The following is an 18359-nucleotide window of genomic DNA, read 5'->3' as shown; positions in this document are numbered from 1 at the left end:
AATACTGCCGCAGGAAAACTCGGGAAACAAGTGAATCCATGCTAAAGTCGCGGCGCCGCCGACGAATACATCGCCTACCCGAAACAAGTCGCTGACCAGCACTTTTATCATGCACCTCCCAGCTTTCCGCGACAATTTACTCACCGGCGTCACAAACCGCAGGAATAGTCACCGACGTACGACAAAAATGGCACTGGAGCGCACGTGGAAGTAACAGGACGAGTCATCGTGCTGACCGGCGCGGCACACGGGATCGGCGCGGCCATGGCGCGGCGGTTCGCCGCGGACGGCGCGGCCGGGGTGGTCGTCTCCGATCTCGACCTCGCCGCGGCCGAGGACGTCGCGGCGGGCATCGTCGCGGCGGGCGGCACGGCGATCGCCCGGCACGCCGACGCGACGTCCAAACAGGACTTGAAGCGGCTGGTGGCCGACGCGCGCGCCGAGTTCGGCCCGGTCGACCTGTTCTGTTCCAACGCGGGCGCCGCGTTCGGCACCGGGGTGCACGCCGCCGACGAGCAGTGGGCGCGGTCGTGGGCGATCAACGTCATGCAGCACGTGCACGCGGCGCAGGTCGCGCTGCCCGCGATGCTCGGCAGGGGCGAGGGGTACCTGCTGATCACCGCCTCCGGCGCCGGACTGCTCGGCACCCCGGGCGACGCGCCGTACTCGGTGACCAAGCACGCCGCCGTCGGGCTCGCCGAATGGCTGGCCATCACCTACCGGCCACGCGGCGTGCGGGTCAGCGCGCTGTGCCCGCTCGGGGTGCGCACCGCGCTGCTCGAACCGGGTATCGCCGCCGGGCATCCCGCCGCGCTCGCGATCGCCGCGGCGGCGCCCCTGCTGGAGCCGGAAGACGTCGCCGCCTCGGTCGTGCGCGGCCTGGCGGCGGAGGAGTTCCTGATCCTGCCCCACGAATCGGTGCGGGACACCTACGCGCGCAAGGCGCAGGCGCCGGACGAGTGGATCGACCGCACCGTCGAGGCCACAGTCGAGGCCCTCGGGAAGAAGGGCTGAGCATGGAGTACCGCAGGCTCGGTGCGAGCGGGCTGTCCGTCAGCGAGATCTCGTACGGCAACTGGCTTACCCATTCCGGCGGCGCGGACCGCGTCGCCGCCGCGCTGGACGCGGGCATCACGACGTTCCACACGGCGGCGGCCTGGGGCGGCGGCGCGGCGGAGGAGGCACTCGGCACGGCGCTCGCCGGTGCCCGGCGCGACGATCTCGTGCTGTGCACCGGCGTCTTCTGGCCGGAGGGCTCCGGCCCCAACGACGCCGGTCTGAGCCGCAAGCACCTGGTCACCTCGCTGCACGGCTCGCTGCGACGGCTGGGCACCGACCACATCGACGTCTACCAGCTGCTGCGGTTCGACTACCGGACCCCGCTGGAGGAAACCTTCCTCGCGCTGTCGGATCTGGTGCGGCAGGGGAAGATCCTGTACGTCGGCACTGCGGAATGGACGGCCGACCAGCTGCTGCAGGCGAGCACCCTCGCGCGGCGGTTCGACGTCCCGCTGATCGCCAACCAGCCGCACTATTCGATGCTGTGGCGGGTCGCCGAGGCGCAGGTGATGCCGGTGTGCGCCCGCGAGGGCATCGGCCAGTTCGCCTCGGTCGCACTGGCGCAGGGGGTACTGACCGGCAAGTACCGGCCGGGACACATCCCGCCGGGATCACGCGCGGCGGTGCCGGGCGACGCACGGAAAGCCGTGTCGCCCCTGCTGATGCCGGATCTGCTCGAACGCGTCGCCCTGCTGCGCGGGGTCGCCGACGAGGCAGGGCTGACCATGGCACAGCTCGCGCTGGCCTGGACACTCCAGCACTACACCGTCGCGTCGGTGGTCGCCGGCGCGAGCAGTCCGGACCAGGTCACCGAAAACGCCAAGGCGTCCGGGGTCTCCCTCGACCTCGACGTGCTGACGCAGGTCGACCAGCTGCTCGGCAGCTTCGTGCAGACCGACCCGCGGCTCACCTGGTCCCCGCCCGCGAACATGTGAGATCGCTACGGCGCCGCGTGCTCCCGGATCGCCCGTGCCTCCTCCTCGGTCGACACCGCGGGCGGCGAGCCCGGAAGCGGCCTGCGCGCGGACTCCTTGGTGAAGAAGCACGCGACGGCACCGATGATCCCGGCGATGATGAGGTAGTAGCCCGGCCAGTTCAGATCGCCGGTGACCGCGATGAGCGAGGCCGTCACCACCGCCGTCGTCCCGCCGAAGAGCGACACCGAGATGTTGAACGCGATGGACAGACCGCCGTAGCGAACCTCGGTCGGGAACAACGCGGGCAGCGTCGAGGGCATGGTGCTGTTGAAGCACACCAGCATCAGGCCCATCAGCGCCAGTCCGCCGAAGACCGGGCCGACCCCGCCCGCGCGCATGAGCAGCACCGAGGGCACCGCCAGGACCACCATGAACGCGCAGCCGGCGAAGATCACCGGCCGCCTGCCGATGCGGTCGGACAGCCGCCCGACGAAGGTGATGAACACCATCATCAGCAGCAGTACGACGATCTGCAGCACCTGCGACGTGGTCTCGCTGATCCCGCCGTGGTCCGGCAGCCCGGCCAGGTACGTCGGCATGTACGAGGTGAGCATGTAGTTGGTGACGTTGAAGACCAGCACGAGCCCGCCGCACACCACCATGGGCCGCCAGTAGGTGACGAAGAGCGTGCGGATCTCGCGCAGCGTCTGCTTGCCCTCCCGGCCCTGCGACTCGTGGGCGAGCGCCTTGAACGCCGGGGTCTCCTCCAGCTTGAGCCGCAGGTAGAGACCGATCAGGCCGAGCGGGCCGGAGATCAGGAACGGGATCCGCCAGCCCCAGCTGAGCAGATCGTCCTCCGGCAGCACGGTGGTCACCACGGTCGCGATGGTGGCGCCGAAGGCATAGCCGGTCAGCGTGCCGAACTCCAGCCAGCTGCCGAGGAAGCCGCGCCGCTTGTCCGGGGCGTACTCGGCGATGAACGTCATCGCGCCGCCGTACTCGCCTCCGGTGGAGAAGCCCTGGAGCAGCCGCGCGGCCAGCATCAGCATCGGCGCCGCGGCGCCGATCGCGCCGTAGCTGGGGATGAAGGCGATCACGAACGTGCCGACGGCCATCAGGATGACCGTGATCGAGAGCACCTTGGTCCGGCCGATCCGGTCACCGAGCGGGCCGAAGAACATCCCGCCGAACGGCCGGACGAGGAACGCGACCGCGAACAGCCCCAGTGTCCCGATTGTCCCGATGGTCTCGTTGGCGCCGGTGAAGAAGACCTTCCGGATGGTCACTTCGAGGTACGCGAACACCCCGAAGTCGAACCATTCGGTCACGTTGCCGATGGCCGCCGCGCCGATGGCCCGCCGGATCACCCCCGGCTCGGTCACCGTGACCCTGCCCGCCTCGGCGGGCCGCTCACCTGCGACTTCGTCCGGTTTTCCCACGGACCACTCTCCCGTCTCCCATGCGGCAGGCAACGCTGCGCCTGCCGCCGATCGCGGCCTCACCTACCCGTGAAACCCCCGCGGTCTCCTTCCACGCCAGGAAACCGTTTTACCTGACGCGGCTCGTCACCGCTGACTGAGGAGGGAGGCGGCGTCCACTGTGTGCCCGAGGAGTAGCGCCGTGGTGACCGGCCCGACACCGCCGGGCACCGGAGTGAGCGCGCCGGCCACTTCGGACACCTCTGGAGCGACATCGCCCGCGAGGCCACCGTCCTCGGTCGGGTTGGTGCCGACGTCGATCACGACGGTGCCGGGAGCGACGTGCCTGGCGGTGACCATCCCGGCCCGGCCCACCGCCACGACCAGCACATCCGCCTGGCGGGTCATACCCGGCAGGTCGGCCGTGCGGGAATGACAGACGCTGACGGTGGCATCGCGCGCGAGCAGCAGCTGGGCCGCGGGCACACCGACCACAGTGGACCGTCCGATCACGACGGCGTGCCGTCCGGCCAGCGGGACGCCGTGGTGGTCGAGCAGCGCCATGACCGCCTCCGCGGTGGCCGGCGCGAACGCGGGGAGCCGCGCCGCGAGCCTGCCGAGGCTCGCCGGATTGGCGCCGTCGACATCCTTCGCCGGGTCGATCGTGCCCGCGAGGTCAGCCGCCGTTGCCCCTTCGGGCAGCGGTGTCTGGAGGATGATGCCGTGCACCGTGTCGTCGGCGCTCAGCGTTTCGAGCGTGCGCCGGATCTCCTCGGCCGTGGTGTCCGCGCCGAGGTCGACGACGTCGCACTCGATCCCGGACTTCGCTGCGGCCTTCGCGATCGAACGGACGTACCAGAGGCTGGAGCCGTCGTCGGTGGCCACCACCACGGCGAGCTTCGGCGGTGTCCCGGCGGCGGTCAGCGTGTCCGCGGTCTCCTTGGCCCTGGCCCGTAGCGACGCGGCGAGTTCCTTGCCGGACAACGAAATCGCGGTCACGAGGTCAGCCCCGCCCGCACCTCGGCGGTGACCTTGTCCGCCCGTTCGCAGATCCCGTCGACGCCGTCCTTGGTGGCGACCAGCTCGGCACGGGCCTGCTCGTCGCGGATGCCGCCGAGGTTGACCTCGATGTTGACCCGCGCGGTGGTGGCCCCGGCCCGTGCCGCCTCGGCGGCCGCCGCGATGTCGGTGACCACGTTGCGGTTGCCGACCGGCAGCAGCCGCTCGGCCAGCGTCACCACCGCCGCGGCCGCGCCGACGACCTCGGCCGGTGGCCGGCACGCGCCGAGCAGCGCGTCCGCGATGGCGTGCGACCTGGCCTTCTTCTCGTCGTCGGTCCCCTTCGGCAGCGCGTACGCCGCGGTGACCGCGGTGAACGCCGACGCGTCCTTTTCGGCCAGTCGCAACGCCCGCTGCCGCAGCTCGTCGGACTCGGCGACGACGGCGTCGATCACCTCACGGTCCCCGGCGTACTTCGGGCCGTCGCTGTACCGCGCGACCATGCCGACCAGCGCGGCGGCCTGCGCGACGTGCAGCGCCGCCGTCGCGCCCCCGCCGGGGGCCGGGCCCCGTGCCGCCAGCCGGTCCAGGAACTCGCTCAGGATCTGATCACGCATCGGGCCTCGTCCTCCACGGGTTGTACGGTCGCGGTCAGCGGCGAATGCGCTCCATACCGGGGTCGAACAGCGGTTCGGCGGCGACCGTCGCCGCGATCCGGCGGCCGAAGTACTCGATCTCCACCGGCGTGCCGACCTCGGCCGTCGCGGGCAGCCACGCGTAGGCTATCGGCTTGCGGATCGTGAACCCGTAGGCGGCACTGGTGACATAGCCCGCGGGCCGTCCGTCCACGAACACCGGTTCCTTGCCGAGCACCACCGAGCGCCCGTCGTCGATGGTGAGACAGCGCAGCCGCCGCGCCGCGGTTTCCTCGCTCCGGCCGTCGATGGCTTCCCTGCCGAGGAACTCCCCCTTGGCGGGACGCACCGCGAACCCGACCCCTGCCTCGTACGGGTCGTGCTCGGTGGTCATGTCCGTGCCCCACAGGCGATAGCCCTTCTCCAGCCGCAGGCTGTTGAACGCGGCACGGCCCGCGGCGATGACGCCGAGATCCTGCCCGGCGGCCCACAGCGCGTCCCACAGCCGAAGCCCGTTGTCGGCGCTGGTGTAGATCTCCCAGCCGAGTTCGCCCACATAGGACAGTCGCATCGCGGTCACCGGGACTCCGGCCACGCGTGCGTGCCGGGCGCGGAAGTACTTGAGGCCCTCGTGCGAGAAGTCCTCGCGGCTCAGCGGCTGGACCAGATCCCGGGCCGCCGGGCCCCAGACGCCGAGGCAGCAGGTCCCGCCGGTGATGTCGCGGACCCGGACGCTCCCGTCGCCGGGCAGGTTCTTGCGGAAGTGGTCGGCGTCCAGATTGCCGTTGATGCCGACCTGGAAGACGTCGGGTTCGAGCCGGGCCACGGTGACGTCGCTGCGGACGCCGCCCGCGTCGTCGAGCATGAGCGTGTAGGTGACCGAGCCGACCGACTTGGTGAGCTTGTTGGTGGTGAGCCGTTCGAGGAAGGCGAGCGCGCCCGGCCCGCTCACCTCGACGCGTTTGAGCGGTGTCATGTCGTAGAGCGCGACGGCGGTGCGGGTGCGCCACGCCTCCGCGGCCGCGATCGGCGAATGGAACTGCGCCGACCAGGCGTCGCGGGCCGGGGGCAGCCAGTCGTGCGGCATCTCCTTGACCAGTGGCGCGTTCGCCTCGTACCAGTGCGGCCGTTCCCAGCCCGCGGCCTCCAGGAAGAACGCGCCGAGCGCACGCTGCCGCGCGTGGAACGGCGTGACCCGCAGATCCCGCGGGGAAAGCTTGGGCTGCAAGGGATGCAGGACGTCGTAGATCTCGACGAAGTTCTGCTGCGAGGTCTCGTCGACGTACTCCTGCGAGAGCTGGACCTCCTCGAAGCGGTTGACGTCGACCTCGTGCAGGTCGGTCTCCGACCGCCCGTGCACCAGCTGCTCGGCGACGGCCTTCGCGATACCCGCCGAATGCGTCACCCAGACGGCCTCGGCCACCCAGAACCCGCGCACGTCCGCCGATTCGCCCACGAGCGACTGACCGTCGGGGGTGAAGGAGAAGATGCCGTTGAAACCTTCCTCCACCTTGGTCTGCCGCAGTGCCGGGAGCAGCAGCTTGCTCTCCTCCCACGACGGCGCGAAATCCTCGTCGGTGAAGGGAAGCATGGACGGCATCGCGTGCTCGCCGATCTCGCCCTCTTCGTCCAAATCGGACAGTTCGACCGGCATCGGCCGATGGCGGTAGGACCCGATGCCGAGGCGGTCGTTGTGCTCGCGGAAGTAGAGGTCCTGGTCCTGGTGCCGCAGGATCGGCAGGCTCGCCTCGGTGATCTCGGTGTTGCGCCCGACGAGTTCGGCCAGCTGCCCTGTCTTGGCGTACTGGTGCGCCAGCGGGAGCAGCGGGACGTCCATGCCGGCCATCGCGCCGATCCGGCGGCCCCAGAACCCGGCGCAGGACACCACGATGTCGGCGTCGAACACGCCGGCGTCGGTCTCGACCCCGGTCACCCGGCCGCCGTGCTGGAGCACGCCGGTGACCTTGGTGGAGCCGACGAACCGGGCGCCTCGCTCCTCGGCTCGGCGGGTCAGCGCGACGACCGCCCGCCCGGCCTTCGCCAGCCCGTCGGTCGGGACGTACAGCGCGCCGAACACCTTGTCGATGTCCAGCAGCGGATAGCGACGGAGGCATTCGTCCGGGTCGATGAGCCCGGACCCGATCCCCCACGACGTCGCCCAGCCGTGCTTGCGCTTGAGATCCTCCCAGCGCGCGGGCGTCGTCGCCACCTCCATCCCGCCGACGGGGTTGAAGCACGGCAGCCCGTCGACGTCCAGCGTGGAGAACTTCTCGACGGTGTACCGCGCGAACTCCGTCATCGTCTTGGACGCGTTGGTCTGGAACACGAGCCCCGGCGCGTGCGAGGTCGAGCCGCCGGTCAGTGGGAGGGGGCCCTGGTCGAGCACCGTGACGTCGGCCCACCCCCGGCTGGTCAGCTCGTCGGCGAGGTTGGCGCCCACGATCCCGGCGCCGATGATCACGACACGAGGCGATGCGGTCATGGGAATCCTCCTGGGTCGGAGTTCGGGATGGGTCAGCGGAAGACGACGGTGCTGTTGCCGTTGAGCAGGACGCGGCGTTCGCAGTGCCAGCGGACGGCACGGGACAACGCGAGCGCCTCGGCGTCGCGGCCGACGGTCACCAGCGCACGGGGACCGTAGCTGTGGTCGACACGCTGGACCTCCTGCTCGATGATCGGCCCCTCGTCGAGATCGGGCGTGACGTAGTGGGCGGTCGCGCCGACGTATTTGACGCCGCGGTCGTACGCCTGGTGATAGGGCTTGGCGCCCTTGAAACCGGGCAGGAACGAGTGGTGGATGTTGATCGCGCGGCCCTGGAGCTTGACGCACAGCTCGTTGGACAGCACCTGCATGTACCGCGCGAGCACGACGAGGTCGGCCTGGTACTCGTCGACCAGTTCGAGCAGCCGCCGCTCCGCCTCGGGTTTGGTTTCGGGCGTGACCGGGACTCGCACGAACGGGAGCCCGGCGGCCTCGGCCATCGGCCGCAGGTCCTCGTGGTTGGACACCACCAGCGCGATGTCCGCGCCGAGGCTGCCCGCCCGCCAGCGGAACAGCAGATCGTTAAGGCAGTGCCCGAACTTCGAGACCATCACCAGGATCCGGTCCGGACGTCCGTCGGAGAACTCGAACTCCATCGCGAATTCCCGTGCCACGGGGCCGAAATCCTGGGTCAGACCGTCCACTGTGGTCTCTTTGCCGGTCTCGTCGCCGGGGCAGGTGAAGGATGTGCGGAGGAACAACGAGCCTCGCACGTCGTCATCGAACTGCTGATGCTCGACGATGTCGCAGCCCCGGCCGACGAGGAACGTCGTCACCGCGTGCACGATGCCGGATCGCTCGGGGCACTTGAGGGTCAGGGTGAAGGACTGTGCCACGGGAATTCACTCCTGATCGCCGGAGGAGGGGACGTATTCGGCCGCGGCGTCGATCAGCCACTCGCCGAAGTAGGCCGCGAACGACGACCGGACCAGCACGGCGAACTCGTCACGGGCGGCGTCACGCACCAGCAGGACGATGCCGGTCCGCGCGAGCAACGTCTGCACGCACGTCCCGGTCCCGGCGACGGCCGGATGCAGATCCACCGAGCAGCCGTGCGCGAGCACGTCCCGGACCCGGGGCCCGGACAGTGTGACCAGCGTCCGCTGTCCCGACACGTCGACCACCGCGCCCGGCGCGTCGCCCAGCGCCGAACGCACCACGTCCTCCAGCTCCGGACGCGTACCGAGGACGAGATATTCGTCCGGCCCCATCCAGCAGATCTCCACCGCCCCCGCCCCCCGGCTGAACGTGCACGGCGTGGTGGGTAGCGCGACGCCCAGTGCCGCGCCCAGCCGGGCTACCGCGGCGTCGTCACGGACGCGCACGGTCAGCTGAGTCAGGAACGGTTCCTCCGCGACCCGCAACGCGGGCGCGAGCGAAGCAAGTCGCGTGGCCTGCTCGGCGAGCGGTGAACGCCGTAAGGTCTCAACCGTCACGACGGGCCCCTTCCTTGTCGTACAGAACGGAATCGGTGACCGTCACCGGGACCACCCGGTCACCCACCGGCACGTACAGCGTCGAACCGATCCGCTCACGTCCCGACCGCACCACGGCCAGCGCGAAGGTCCGCCCCAGCGCCGCGCTCCGGTAGCTCGACGTCACGTGGCCGAGCATGCGCACCGGCGGCTCGGGCAGCTGCTCGGATTCGATCACCTGCCCACCTTCCGGCAGCGGCACGGCCGGATCGACCGGCAGCAGGCCGACGAGCTGCTTGCGGTCGGGCCGCTGGTTCTCGGCGCGGGCGAACGACCGCTTCCCGATGAAGTCGGCCTTCTTCTTCGACACCGCCCAGGACATGCCGAGATCCTGCGGGGTCAGCGTCGCGTCGGTGTCCTGCCCGATGATCGGGTAGCCCTTCTCCGCGCGCAGGACGTGCATCGTCTCGGTGCCGTACGGCGTGATCCCGTACGGCTCCCCTGCCGACATCAGCGCCTCCCACAGCGCGACGCCGTACCACGACATGACGTTGATCTCGTACGCCAGCTCACCGGAGAAGCTGATCCGGCACACGCGCGCCGGGATCCCGGCGACTTCCGTGTCCTGCCAGGTCATGAACCCGAAGGCGTCGTTGCCGACGTCGAGATCCGGCGCGACCGCGGCCAGCACGTCGCGGGAGCGCGGACCGACCAGCGGCACGGTGACCCAGTGCTCGGTCACCGAAGTCGCGAAAACGGCGAGGTGCGGCCATTCCGTCTGGAGCCACTCCTCCATCCAGTCGAGGATCATCGCCGCGTTGCCGGTGGTGGTGGTCACCAGCCAGTGGTCCTCGGCGACGCGGATGACGGTGCCGTCGTCGATCACCATGCCGTCGACGCCGCACATCACGCCGTACCGGATCCGGCCGACCTTCAGGGTGCTCATCATGTTCGTGTAGAGCAGGTCGAGGAACGCGCCGACGTCCGGCCCCCGCAGGTCGATCTTGCCCAGCGTGGAACCGTCCATCAGGGCCACACCCGCACGAGCCGCGCGGCATTCCCGCAGGACGGCTTCGTCCATGCTTTCCCCGGCACGCGGGTAGTACCACGGCCGTTTCCACTGCCCGACGTCCTCGAACTTCGCGCCATGCGCCACATGCCACGGATGGATCGCCGTGACCCGCGCGGGATCGTGCAGCTCGCCGCGATCTCGCCCGGCGAGCGCGGCGAACGGCACCGACGTGTAGGGCGGCCGGAAGGTCGTCGGCCTGCCCTGCGCGAGGTCCGTGCCCAGTTCGTCCGCGACGATCCCGGCGGCGATCATGCCGGAGGTCTTGCCCTGGTCGTGGGCGGTACCGATGGTCGTGTACCGCTTGATGTGCTCCAGCGAGCGCAGCCCGGCACCGGTCGCGCGGAGGACGTCGGTGACGGTCGCGTCCCGCTGCAGGTCGACGAACCGCGTATCGCCGTCCACAAGGGACTGACCGTCGGGAACCTTCCACAGGATCGCGGTCGCGACCTCTTCGGGCCGTGCGTCGGACACCGGCAGCGGGAAGCCCGCGGCCACGTCGAAGCCCGCCGCGGCGACGGCGGCCTCTCCCGCCTCGCGGCCCTGCCGCACACATCCGGCCAGGTCGAGCACACCCGCGGCGGATCCGGCGACACGCAGCGCGGGCAACGTCTCGGCCGGAACGTACGCCCCCAGCGCGGGCGCGTACTCCAGCTTTCCCCGAGCCTGGCTGAACAGGTGCACGGCGGGATTCCAGCCGCCCGAGACCAGGAGCGTGTCACACGAGACCGTCGATGAAGCACCACCGGCCGAGGCGATCTCCACCGCGGACACCCGGTCCGTTCCCGAAGTCCCGGTGACGACGTGTCCACAATGGACGCTGATCCCCCGCTCGGCGCACTCGGCCGCCCAGCCACGCGGTGCTTCGGGCCGCGCGTCGACGACGGCCGCGATCTCGACACCGGCGCCGGCGAGGTCGATCGCGGCGGCGTAGGCGCTGTCGTTGGTCGTGAACACCACGGCCCGGTGGCCGGGCACCACGCCGTAGCGATGCAGGTACGTACGGGCGGACGCGGCGAGCAGGATGCCCGGCCGGTCATTGCCGTCGAACACCACGGGTCGTTCGTGCGCGCCGGTGGCGACCACGGCCTGTTTGGTGCGAATGCGCCAAACACGTTGACGCGCAACGGTTTCCGATGCCGTTCCCAGGTGGTCGGTCCGCCGCTGGAGAGCGAGGAAGAAGCCGTCGTCGTAGGCGCCGAACGCCGTCGTGCGCTCCAGCACCAGGACATCCGGAAGCGACCACAGCTCCTGGACGACGCCGCGGATCCACTCCTGTGCCGGCTCGAGGTCCAGGAACTCGTTCGAGCCGAGCAGCGATCCGCCCGCCTCGGGCTGATCGTCGACCACCACCACGCGGGCACCGGCGCGCGCGGCCGTCAGCGCGGCGGTCAGCCCGGCGGGACCGGCGCCGATCACCAGGACGTCGCAGTGGACGTGCTTGTGGTCGTACCGCGCGGGATCGGGCTCCTCGGCGAGCTTGCCCTGGCCGGGCAGCCCCCTGGCGACGAGGCCGTCGTGCAGTTCGACCGTGGTGGCGGTCAGCATCGGCTCGGGGAACGGCTTTTCGATCTGCACCAGCGCGTTCGCGTCCTCGACGCCGGCGGCCATGATGCCGCGTGGCCTGCCGTACTTGACGCTGGTCGCGATCCGGTGGATGCCGTGGGCCAGCAACGCCGAGGCCAGTGTGTCACCCCGGTAGCCGGTGAGCACCTGGCCGTCGAAGAGGAACTCGACGGGGGTGTCGCGGTCGATGCGGCCGCCCGAGGGCAGCCGGAAGGGAGCGGTCATGAGATCACCGGCCGGGCTTCGTCGAGGCGGTAGACCGCCAGGAGTTCGTGGGAGGAGGTGTCGCGGACGGCGTTGAACCAGCGACGGCAGCCCGCGGAATGGCTCCAGCGTTCGGCGAACGGCCCGGCGGGGTTGTCACGGAAGAAGACATAACGCGCCCATTCCTCGTCCGACAGCGCCGACGGGTCCTCCGGATACGCCACGTGGGCCTGGCCCCCGTAGTGGAACTCGGCTTCCTCACGGGGCCCGCACCAGGGGCAGGGAATCAGTTGCACAGCGAACTCCAGGGAACTCAGTGGGCGACGGCGGCGGCGCCGTGTTCGTCGACGAGGGCACCGGTCGTGAACCGGTCCAAGGTGAACGGCTCGGCATACGGATGGGGTTTGTCCTTCGCGACGGTGTGCGCGAAACAGTCGCCGACACCGGGGGTGGCCTTGAACCCGCCGGTCCCCCAGCCGCAGTTGAGGTACAGCCCGGAGACCGGGGTGAGCCCGACGACCGGTGACGCGTCGGGCGTGACGTCGACGATGCCGGCCCACGTGCGCAGCAGATGGGCCCTGGCGAAGACCGGGAACAGCTCCAGCGCGGCCGACATCTGCTGTTCGATGATGTGGAACGAGCCCCGCTGGCCGTAGCCGTTGTAGCTGTCGATCCCGGCGCCCATCACGAGTTCACCCTTGTGCGCCTGCGAAACGTACACGTGCACGGCGTTCGACATGACGACCGTCGGATGCACGGGTTCGAGCAGCTCGGACACCAGCGCCTGCAACGGATGCGAGGTCACCGGGAGTTTCAGGCCGACCATCGCGGCGAGTACCGCGGAGTGCCCGGCGGCGCACAGCGCGACCTTGCCCGCCGCGATGCGGCCCCGCGTGGTCTCCACGGCGGTGACCCGGCCCTGCTTGGTCTCGATCCCGGTGACCTGGCAGTTCTGGATCAGGTCGACCCCCATTTCGGCCGCCGCGCGGGCGAAGCCCCAAGCCACGTAATCATGTTTGGCGATCCCGGCGCGAGGCTGGAACGTCGCGCCCATGACCGGGTAGCGCACATCGGGCGAGATGTTGACGATCGGGCAGATCTCCTTGACGCCCCGGGCGTCCACCCATTCGGCGTCGATCCCGTTGAGCCTGTTCGCGTTGACGCGCCGGACGCTGTCGCGGACGTCCTGGAGACTGTGCGCGAGGTTCAGCACGCCACGCTGGTCGAACAGGATCGGGTAGCCGAGGTCCTCTTCGAGGCCCTCCCACAGTTTCAGGGAGTGTTCGTAGATCCCGGAACTCTCGTCCCACAGGTAGTTCGAGCGGATGATCGTGGTGTTGCGGGCCATGTTCCCGCCCGCGAGCCAGCCCTTCTCCAGCACCGCGACGTTGGTGATCCCGTGCACCTTGGCGAGGTAGTACGCGGTGGCGAGCCCGTGCCCACCGCCGCCCACGATCACGACGTCGTAGGTGCGTGCGGGATCCGGGTTGTCCCACAGGAAATCGGGGTGGTCGGGCAGGTGCGCCCCGGGCGGGGTGGTCATCGCGCGGCCTCCTGCAGGTGCGGGTACAACGGGAAAGCTGCGGCGAGTGTCGAGACACGGGCACGCAGCGCGGCCGCGACCGTGTCGTCGAACGCCGGGAGCAGCGCGGTGGCGATGATGTCGGCGACCTCGCGGAACTCGTCGTCGCCGAAGCCGCGCGTCGCCAGCGCCGGGGTGCCGATCCGGATGCCCGAGGTGACCATCGGCGGACGCGGATCGAACGGGACGGCGTTGCGGTTCACCGTGATGCCGGCCGAGTGCAGCCGGTCCTCCGCCTGCTGACCGTCCAAATCGGAATTCCGGAGATCGGCGAGGACCAGGTGGACGTCGGTGCCGCCGGTCAGCACCGAGACGCCCGCCGCCGCGGCGTCCTCGGCGAGCAGCCGTTCGGCGAGGATCTTCGCGCCCCGCAACGTCCTTTGCTGGCGTTCGGCGAACTCCGGTTCGGCCGCCATCTTGAACGCGACCGCCTTCGCGGCGATGACGTGTTCGAGCGGACCGCCCTGCTGGCCGGGGAACACCGCCGAGTTGACCTTCTTGGCCAGTGCCGCGTCGTTGGTCAGGATCACGCCACCACGCGGACCGCCGAGCGTCTTGTGCGTGGTCGTCGTCGTGACGTGGGCATGTGGCACCGGCGACGGGTGCAGCCCCGCCGCGACCAGCCCGGCGAAATGCGCCATGTCGACCATGAGGTACGCGCCGACCTCGTCGGCGATCTCGCGGAACCGCGCGAAGTCCAGCTGCCGGGGATAGGCCGACCAACCCGCGATGATCAGTTTCGGCCGGTGCTCCCGAGCCAGCCGGGCGACCTCGGCCATGTCGATCCGGAAGTCCTCAGTGGACACTTCGTAGCCGACGACCTCGTACAGCAGCCCGGAGAAGTTGATCCGCATCCCGTGGGTGAGATGCCCCCCGTGAGCCAGCGACAGGCCGAGGATCGTGTCGCCGGGCTTGAGCAGCGCGGCCATCGCGGCGGCGTTGGCCTGCGCGCCGGAATGGGGCTGCACATTGGCGAAACCGGCGCCGAACAGCGCCTTGATCCGGTCCAGCGCCAACCGCTCGATGACGTCGATGTGCTCGCACCCGCCGTAGTAGCGGCGGCCGGGATAGCCCTCCGCGTACTTGTTGGTCAGCACCGAGCCCTGGGCCTCGAGCACCGCGCTCGGCGCGAAGTTCTCGCTGGCGATCATCTCCAGGGTGCCCTGCTGACGGGCGAGTTCCTCGTTGATCGCCTCGGCCACGGCCGGGTCGTACTCCGCCAGCGAGCGGTTCAGCACCGCGCGGCGGCTGTCGATCGTCGCAGTCATGGGCATCCTGTTCTGCTGGTCGACTACTGGTATATCAGTCGTCGTGTAGGCTAGCTCGCGTGAACACACAGGTCAACAGCCCGTCTCTCGCCGAGAAGGCCTATCTCCACATCCGTGATCGCCTGGTCATGCTCGACATCAAGCCGGGAGAGCCGATCAACGAGGAGGGGCTCGGCCACGCCCTCGGCATGGGCCGCACCCCGATCCGGGAAGCGTTGAAGCGACTCGAAACCGAGCGGCTGGTCGTCGCCTTCCCTCGCCGCGGCACGTTCGCCACCGAGGTCAACATCTCCGATCTCGCGCACATCTCCGAGGTGCGCCGGACGCTGGAGCCGATGGCCACCGCCGCGGCCGCCGAACGCGCCTCGGCGGCCGAACGCGAAGCGCTGCGCATCCTGCGCACGGAACTGGACGCCACGGAACCGTTGGGAGACAACGCCGACCTCCTCAAAGCCGATCTGGGCGTGCACCGCGCGGTCTACCGCTGTGTGCACAATCCCTTCCTCGAAGACACATTGCTGCGCTACGACAACCTGGCCACGCGGATCTGGTGCGTCTTCGTGCCCCGCCTGCGGGGCATGGCGGGGCATGTCGACGAACACGTCCCGCTGCTGACCGCGATCATCGAGGGCGACGCGGGCAAGGCGGCCGAGCTGACCCTGAAGCACGTCCAGGGCTTCGAACGCGCCATCCGCGCCCTCATCTAGCGTTACGCGAGCCGCGCCTTGACCCAGTCGTGGAACTCGCCGATGTGGTGTTCGCTCGGCACGAGCACCCCGCCCTTGGCGTACGACCGCGAGTCCATCGCCAGCTGGCAACGCTCGCACGCGTCGAAGTCCTGCTGGTTCACCCGGTGGAACAGCTCGACCGAACGCGTGAGGTCCTTTCCGGACTCCACGACCTCGGGCAGGTAAAGCCAGTCGCAGCGCACGATCGTGCGATCCGGGGCGAGCGGGAACATCCGGTGCACGATCACGTGATCCGGCACCAGGTTGACGAACACCTGTGGCCGGACGGTGATCGCGTAGTACCGGCGGTCCTGGTGCTCCCCCACCCCGGGCAGCCGGTCGACGCCCGCGCCGCCGTCCACGGTGAAGCCCTGGACCTCCTCGCCGAACTCGGCGCCGTGGCCGACGTAGTACTGAGCGGCGTAGCCGTCGGCGAACTCGGGCAGTACCTCGGTGAGTTCGGGATGGATGGTCGCGCAGTGATAGCACTCCATGAAGTTCTCGATGATCTGTTTCCAGTTCGCCTTCACGTCGTACTCGATGCGACGGCCCAGCGCCAGCTCGTCGATGTCGTACGCGGCGATCTCGTCCGGGCCGCCGAGCCTGCTGTGGATGTCGGCCATCACGGTGGTCTCGAAGGACGGCGGATCATCGGCGAGACACACCCAGGCGTAACCCAGGTACTCACGCAGGTGCAGGCGGGTCAGCCCGTACTCGGCCCGGTCGATGTCCGGCATCCCGGTGAGGTTGGGCGCGGCGATCAGCTTGCCGTCGAGCCCGTAGGTCCAGGCGTGGTACGGGCATTGGAAGGATCGCTTGACCGAGCCGCTCTCCTCGGTGCACAGCCGGGCGCCCCGATGACGGCAGACGTTGAGGAAGGCGTTGAGCTTCCCGTCGCGGCCGCGCGAGATCAGCACGCTTTCCCGTCCGATTTGGACGGTCTCGAAGGTGCCCGGCGCCGGCAGGTCGGCGCTGCGCACGGCGCAGAACCACGACGTCTCGAAGATCCGCGCCTGCTCCAGCGCGAAGATGGTGCGGTCGGTGTAGTAGTGGCCGGGCAGGGTCGCGATGAGACTCGGGGGCAGGTCGGTGCGCGGCAGGTCGGTGCTGGTCACCACGAAGCTCCTCTCGGTGGCGGGAAGTCGGTCAGTGGCCGCGGGAGATCCACTCGCCGAGGTGCGGGGCCTCGGCGGCGATGGTCGTGGTCGGCCCGTGTCCGGTGTGGACGGTTGTGGTGCCGTCGAGGACGAGCAGCCGGTTCGCGATCGAGGCGATGATGACCTCGAAGTCCGAATAGGACCGTCCGGTGGCGCCGGGGCCACCCTGGAACAGCGTGTCACCGGAGAAGAGCCAGCCGTGCTCGGGAACGTGCAGGCTGACACCACCCCAGGTGTGCCCCGGTGTGTGCAGCACGCGGACGTCGAGCCCGGCCACGGTGAGCCGCTCGCCGTCCGACAGCGACCGGTCCGGCGGCCGGTTCGGGTACACCGCGTCCCACAGCTCACGGTCCGCCGGGTGGAGCAGGATCGGGGCGCCGACCTTGTCCGCCAGCGGGACCGCGCCGTTGATGTGATCGTTGTGCGCGTGCGTGCAGACGATCGCCGAAACCGTGCGCGTGCCGATCGCGTCGAGCACCGGCTCGGGGTCGTGTGCCGGGTCGATCACCAGGCATTCGGTGTCGTCACCGAGGATCCAGACGTTGTTCTCCACCTCGAACGTGCCGCCGTCGAGAGTGAACTCGCCGGACGTGCGAACGAGGTCGACCCGCGCGGACATCAGAGGATCACCACCGAACGCAGCACTTCGCCGTGGTGCATCTTCGCGAACGCGTCCTCGACCTCGCCGAGCCCGATCGTCTCGCTGACGAACGCGCCCAGCGGCAGGCGGTCCTGACGGTAGAGATCGACGAGCATCGGGAAGTCCCGGCTGGGCAGGCAGTCCCCGTACCACGACGATTTGACCGCGCCGCCGCGCGAAAAGACGTCCACCAGCGGTAGTTCCAGGCGCATGTCCGGGGTCGGCACGCCGACCAGCACGACGGTGCCCGCCAGGTCCCGCGCGTAGAACGCCTGCTCGAACGTCTCCGGCCTGCCGACCGCGTCGATCACGACGTCGGCGCCGTGGCCGCCGGTGAGCTCGCGAATGGCTTCCACCGGATCGGCCTGTTTCGCGTTGATCCTTTGCGTGGCACCGAGTTCGACGGCCTTGGCGAGCTTCGCGTCGTCGATGTCGACCGCGATGACCTCGCGGGCACCGGCCAGCCGCGCCCCCGCGATCGCGGCCCCGCCGACACCCCCGCAGCCGATCACGGCCACCGAGTCGCCGCGGCCGACCTGCCCGGTGTTGATCGCGGCGCCGATCCCCGCCATCACGCCGCAGCCGAGCAGGCCCGCGACCTCGGGCGGCACGTCCGGGTCGACCTTCGTGCACTGTCCGGCGGCGACCAGGGTTTTCTCGGCGAACGCGCCGATGCCGAGCGCCGGGGACAGCGGGGTGCCGTCGGTCAGCGTCATCGGCTGCTTCGCGTTGTGCGTGTCGAAGCAGTACCACGGACGGCCACGCTTGCAGGCCCGGCACACCCCGCACACGGCACGCCAGTTGAGCACCACGAAGTCGCCGACGGCCAGATCGGTGACCCCGTCGCCGACCGACTCGACGACGCCGGCGGCCTCGTGCCCGAGCAGGAACGGGAACTGGTCGTTGATGCCGCCTTCGCGGTAGTGCAGGTCGGTGTGGCAGACCCCGCAGGCCTGCACCCGCACCACGGCCTCGCCGGGACCGGGGTCGGGAATCACGATGTCGGCCACTTCCACTGGTGCGCCCTGCTTGAGCGCCACCACGCCACGAACCTGTTGGGGCACAGGCTCTTCTCCTCTCCGCGGGTCCGGACGTACCGGGTCGGGAACGGGCAGCACGCTGTCTCCCGGGACGGCCGCGCCGGCGGGATCAGGAGCTGC

16 protein-coding genes are annotated in these 18359 nt (G+C 69.9%); 3 read left to right on the top strand and 13 right to left on the bottom strand.

Going from position 1 to position 18359, the window contains the following annotated elements; translation table 11 throughout:
* Positions 1-204 precede the first annotated feature (204 nt).
* On the top strand, positions 205-1014 hold the full coding sequence (locus ACFWY9_RS08085; RefSeq protein ID WP_378330548.1) for an SDR family oxidoreductase: 810 nt from the start codon (positions 205-207) through the stop codon (positions 1012-1014).
* A gap of 2 nt (positions 1015-1016) precedes the next feature.
* A complete protein-coding gene (locus ACFWY9_RS08080) occupies positions 1017-1994 on the top strand; it encodes an aldo/keto reductase (protein ID WP_378330547.1) in 978 nt (325 codons plus the stop codon).
* A 5-nt stretch (positions 1995-1999) separates the two neighbouring features.
* On the opposite strand, the gene ACFWY9_RS08075 is transcribed toward ACFWY9_RS08080, so the two are convergent.
* The 10 genes from ACFWY9_RS08075 to glyA all read right to left on the bottom strand — a co-directional run bounded on the left by ACFWY9_RS08075 (position 2000) and on the right by glyA (position 14674).
* Entirely contained in the window at positions 2000-3415 is a 1416-nt protein-coding gene (locus tag ACFWY9_RS08075) for an MFS transporter (protein ID WP_378330546.1), read from the bottom strand.
* Between the two features lie 126 nt (positions 3416-3541).
* Entirely contained in the window at positions 3542-4393 is an 852-nt protein-coding gene (locus ACFWY9_RS08070; protein WP_378330545.1) for a bifunctional 5,10-methylenetetrahydrofolate dehydrogenase/5,10-methenyltetrahydrofolate cyclohydrolase, read from the bottom strand.
* On the bottom strand, positions 4390-5010 hold the full coding sequence (locus tag ACFWY9_RS08065; RefSeq protein ID WP_378338473.1) for a cyclodeaminase/cyclohydrolase family protein: 621 nt from the start codon (positions 5008-5010) through the stop codon (positions 4390-4392). Before ACFWY9_RS08065 ends, ACFWY9_RS08070 begins: the two co-directional genes overlap by 4 nt.
* A 34-nt stretch (positions 5011-5044) precedes the next feature.
* Entirely contained in the window at positions 5045-7510 is a 2466-nt protein-coding gene (locus tag ACFWY9_RS08060; protein WP_378338472.1) for an FAD-dependent oxidoreductase, read from the bottom strand.
* Positions 7511-7542: 32 nt separating this feature from the next.
* The gene (gene purU, locus ACFWY9_RS08055; protein ID WP_378338471.1) at positions 7543-8406 is read right to left on the bottom strand and encodes a formyltetrahydrofolate deformylase; all 864 of its coding nucleotides are present in this window, start codon (positions 8404-8406) and stop codon (positions 7543-7545) included.
* 6 nt (positions 8407-8412) lie between these two features.
* Entirely contained in the window at positions 8413-9006 is a 594-nt protein-coding gene (locus ACFWY9_RS08050) for a sarcosine oxidase subunit gamma (RefSeq protein WP_378338470.1), read from the bottom strand.
* Complete coding sequence (locus ACFWY9_RS08045) at positions 8996-11845, bottom strand: 2Fe-2S iron-sulfur cluster-binding protein (protein ID WP_378338469.1); 2850 nt, start codon at positions 11843-11845, stop codon at positions 8996-8998. The genes ACFWY9_RS08050 and ACFWY9_RS08045 overlap by 11 nt, the downstream gene beginning before the upstream one ends.
* Positions 11842-12120 carry a sarcosine oxidase subunit delta gene (locus tag ACFWY9_RS08040; RefSeq protein WP_378329788.1) on the bottom strand — a complete coding sequence of 93 codons (279 nt, stop codon included), beginning with the start codon at positions 12118-12120 and terminating at the stop codon, positions 11842-11844. The genes ACFWY9_RS08045 and ACFWY9_RS08040 overlap by 4 nt, the downstream gene beginning before the upstream one ends.
* A 17-nt stretch (positions 12121-12137) precedes the next feature.
* Positions 12138-13367: a sarcosine oxidase subunit beta family protein gene (locus ACFWY9_RS08035; RefSeq protein ID WP_378329787.1), complete on the bottom strand. Its 1230-nt coding sequence runs from the start codon at positions 13365-13367 to the stop codon at positions 12138-12140.
* A complete protein-coding gene (gene glyA / locus ACFWY9_RS08030; RefSeq protein ID WP_378338468.1) occupies positions 13364-14674 on the bottom strand; it encodes a serine hydroxymethyltransferase in 1311 nt (436 codons plus the stop codon). The genes ACFWY9_RS08035 and glyA overlap by 4 nt, the downstream gene beginning before the upstream one ends.
* A 59-nt stretch (positions 14675-14733) precedes the next feature.
* On the opposite strand from glyA, the gene ACFWY9_RS08025 reads away from it, so the two are divergent.
* Positions 14734-15381, top strand: coding sequence for a GntR family transcriptional regulator (locus tag ACFWY9_RS08025; protein ID WP_378338467.1), 648 nt, complete (start codon positions 14734-14736; stop codon positions 15379-15381).
* 2 nt (positions 15382-15383) lie between these two features.
* Here the strand turns inward: ACFWY9_RS08025 and ACFWY9_RS08020 are convergent, their stop codons facing one another.
* From ACFWY9_RS08020 to ACFWY9_RS08010, 3 genes are read right to left on the bottom strand one after another with little or no spacing between them, the layout of a single operon-like run.
* Positions 15384-16502 (bottom strand): aromatic ring-hydroxylating dioxygenase subunit alpha, encoded by a 1119-nt coding sequence (locus ACFWY9_RS08020; RefSeq protein WP_378329796.1) that lies wholly within the window; start codon positions 16500-16502, stop codon positions 15384-15386.
* Positions 16503-16548: 46 nt separating this feature from the next.
* The gene (locus tag ACFWY9_RS08015; protein WP_378329784.1) at positions 16549-17178 is read right to left on the bottom strand and encodes an MBL fold metallo-hydrolase; all 630 of its coding nucleotides are present in this window, start codon (positions 17176-17178) and stop codon (positions 16549-16551) included.
* Positions 17178-18263, bottom strand: coding sequence for an S-(hydroxymethyl)mycothiol dehydrogenase (locus ACFWY9_RS08010; protein WP_378338466.1), 1086 nt, complete (start codon positions 18261-18263; stop codon positions 17178-17180). Before ACFWY9_RS08010 ends, ACFWY9_RS08015 begins: the two co-directional genes overlap by 1 nt.
* Positions 18264-18359 lie beyond the last annotated feature (96 nt).

Source organism: Amycolatopsis sp. NPDC059027, from assembly GCF_042739735.1.
Lineage (GTDB): Bacteria > Actinomycetota > Actinomycetes > Mycobacteriales > Pseudonocardiaceae > Amycolatopsis.
Note: the sequence above shows the minus strand (reverse complement) of the source record. Positions and strands in the feature narration are given on the sequence as shown.

Bases quoted from the DNA above. Each gene is read 5' to 3' on its own strand.
- ACFWY9_RS08065 (WP_378338473.1), bottom strand. From the start codon at position 5,010: ATGCGTGATCAGATCCTGAGCGAGTTCCTGGACCGGCTGGCGGCACGG.
- ACFWY9_RS08080 (WP_378330547.1), top strand. From the start codon at position 1,017: ATGGAGTACCGCAGGCTCGGTGCGAGCGGGCTGTCCGTCAGCGAGATC.
- ACFWY9_RS08035 (WP_378329787.1), bottom strand. From the start codon at position 13,367: ATGACCACCCCGCCCGGGGCGCACCTGCCCGACCACCCCGATTTCCTG.
- ACFWY9_RS08060 (WP_378338472.1), bottom strand. From the start codon at position 7,510: ATGACCGCATCGCCTCGTGTCGTGATCATCGGCGCCGGGATCGTGGGC.
- ACFWY9_RS08045 (WP_378338469.1), bottom strand. From the start codon at position 11,845: ATGACCGCTCCCTTCCGGCTGCCCTCGGGCGGCCGCATCGACCGCGAC.
- ACFWY9_RS08015 (WP_378329784.1), bottom strand. From the start codon at position 17,178: ATGTCCGCGCGGGTCGACCTCGTTCGCACGTCCGGCGAGTTCACTCTC.
- glyA (WP_378338468.1), bottom strand. From the start codon at position 14,674: ATGACTGCGACGATCGACAGCCGCCGCGCGGTGCTGAACCGCTCGCTG.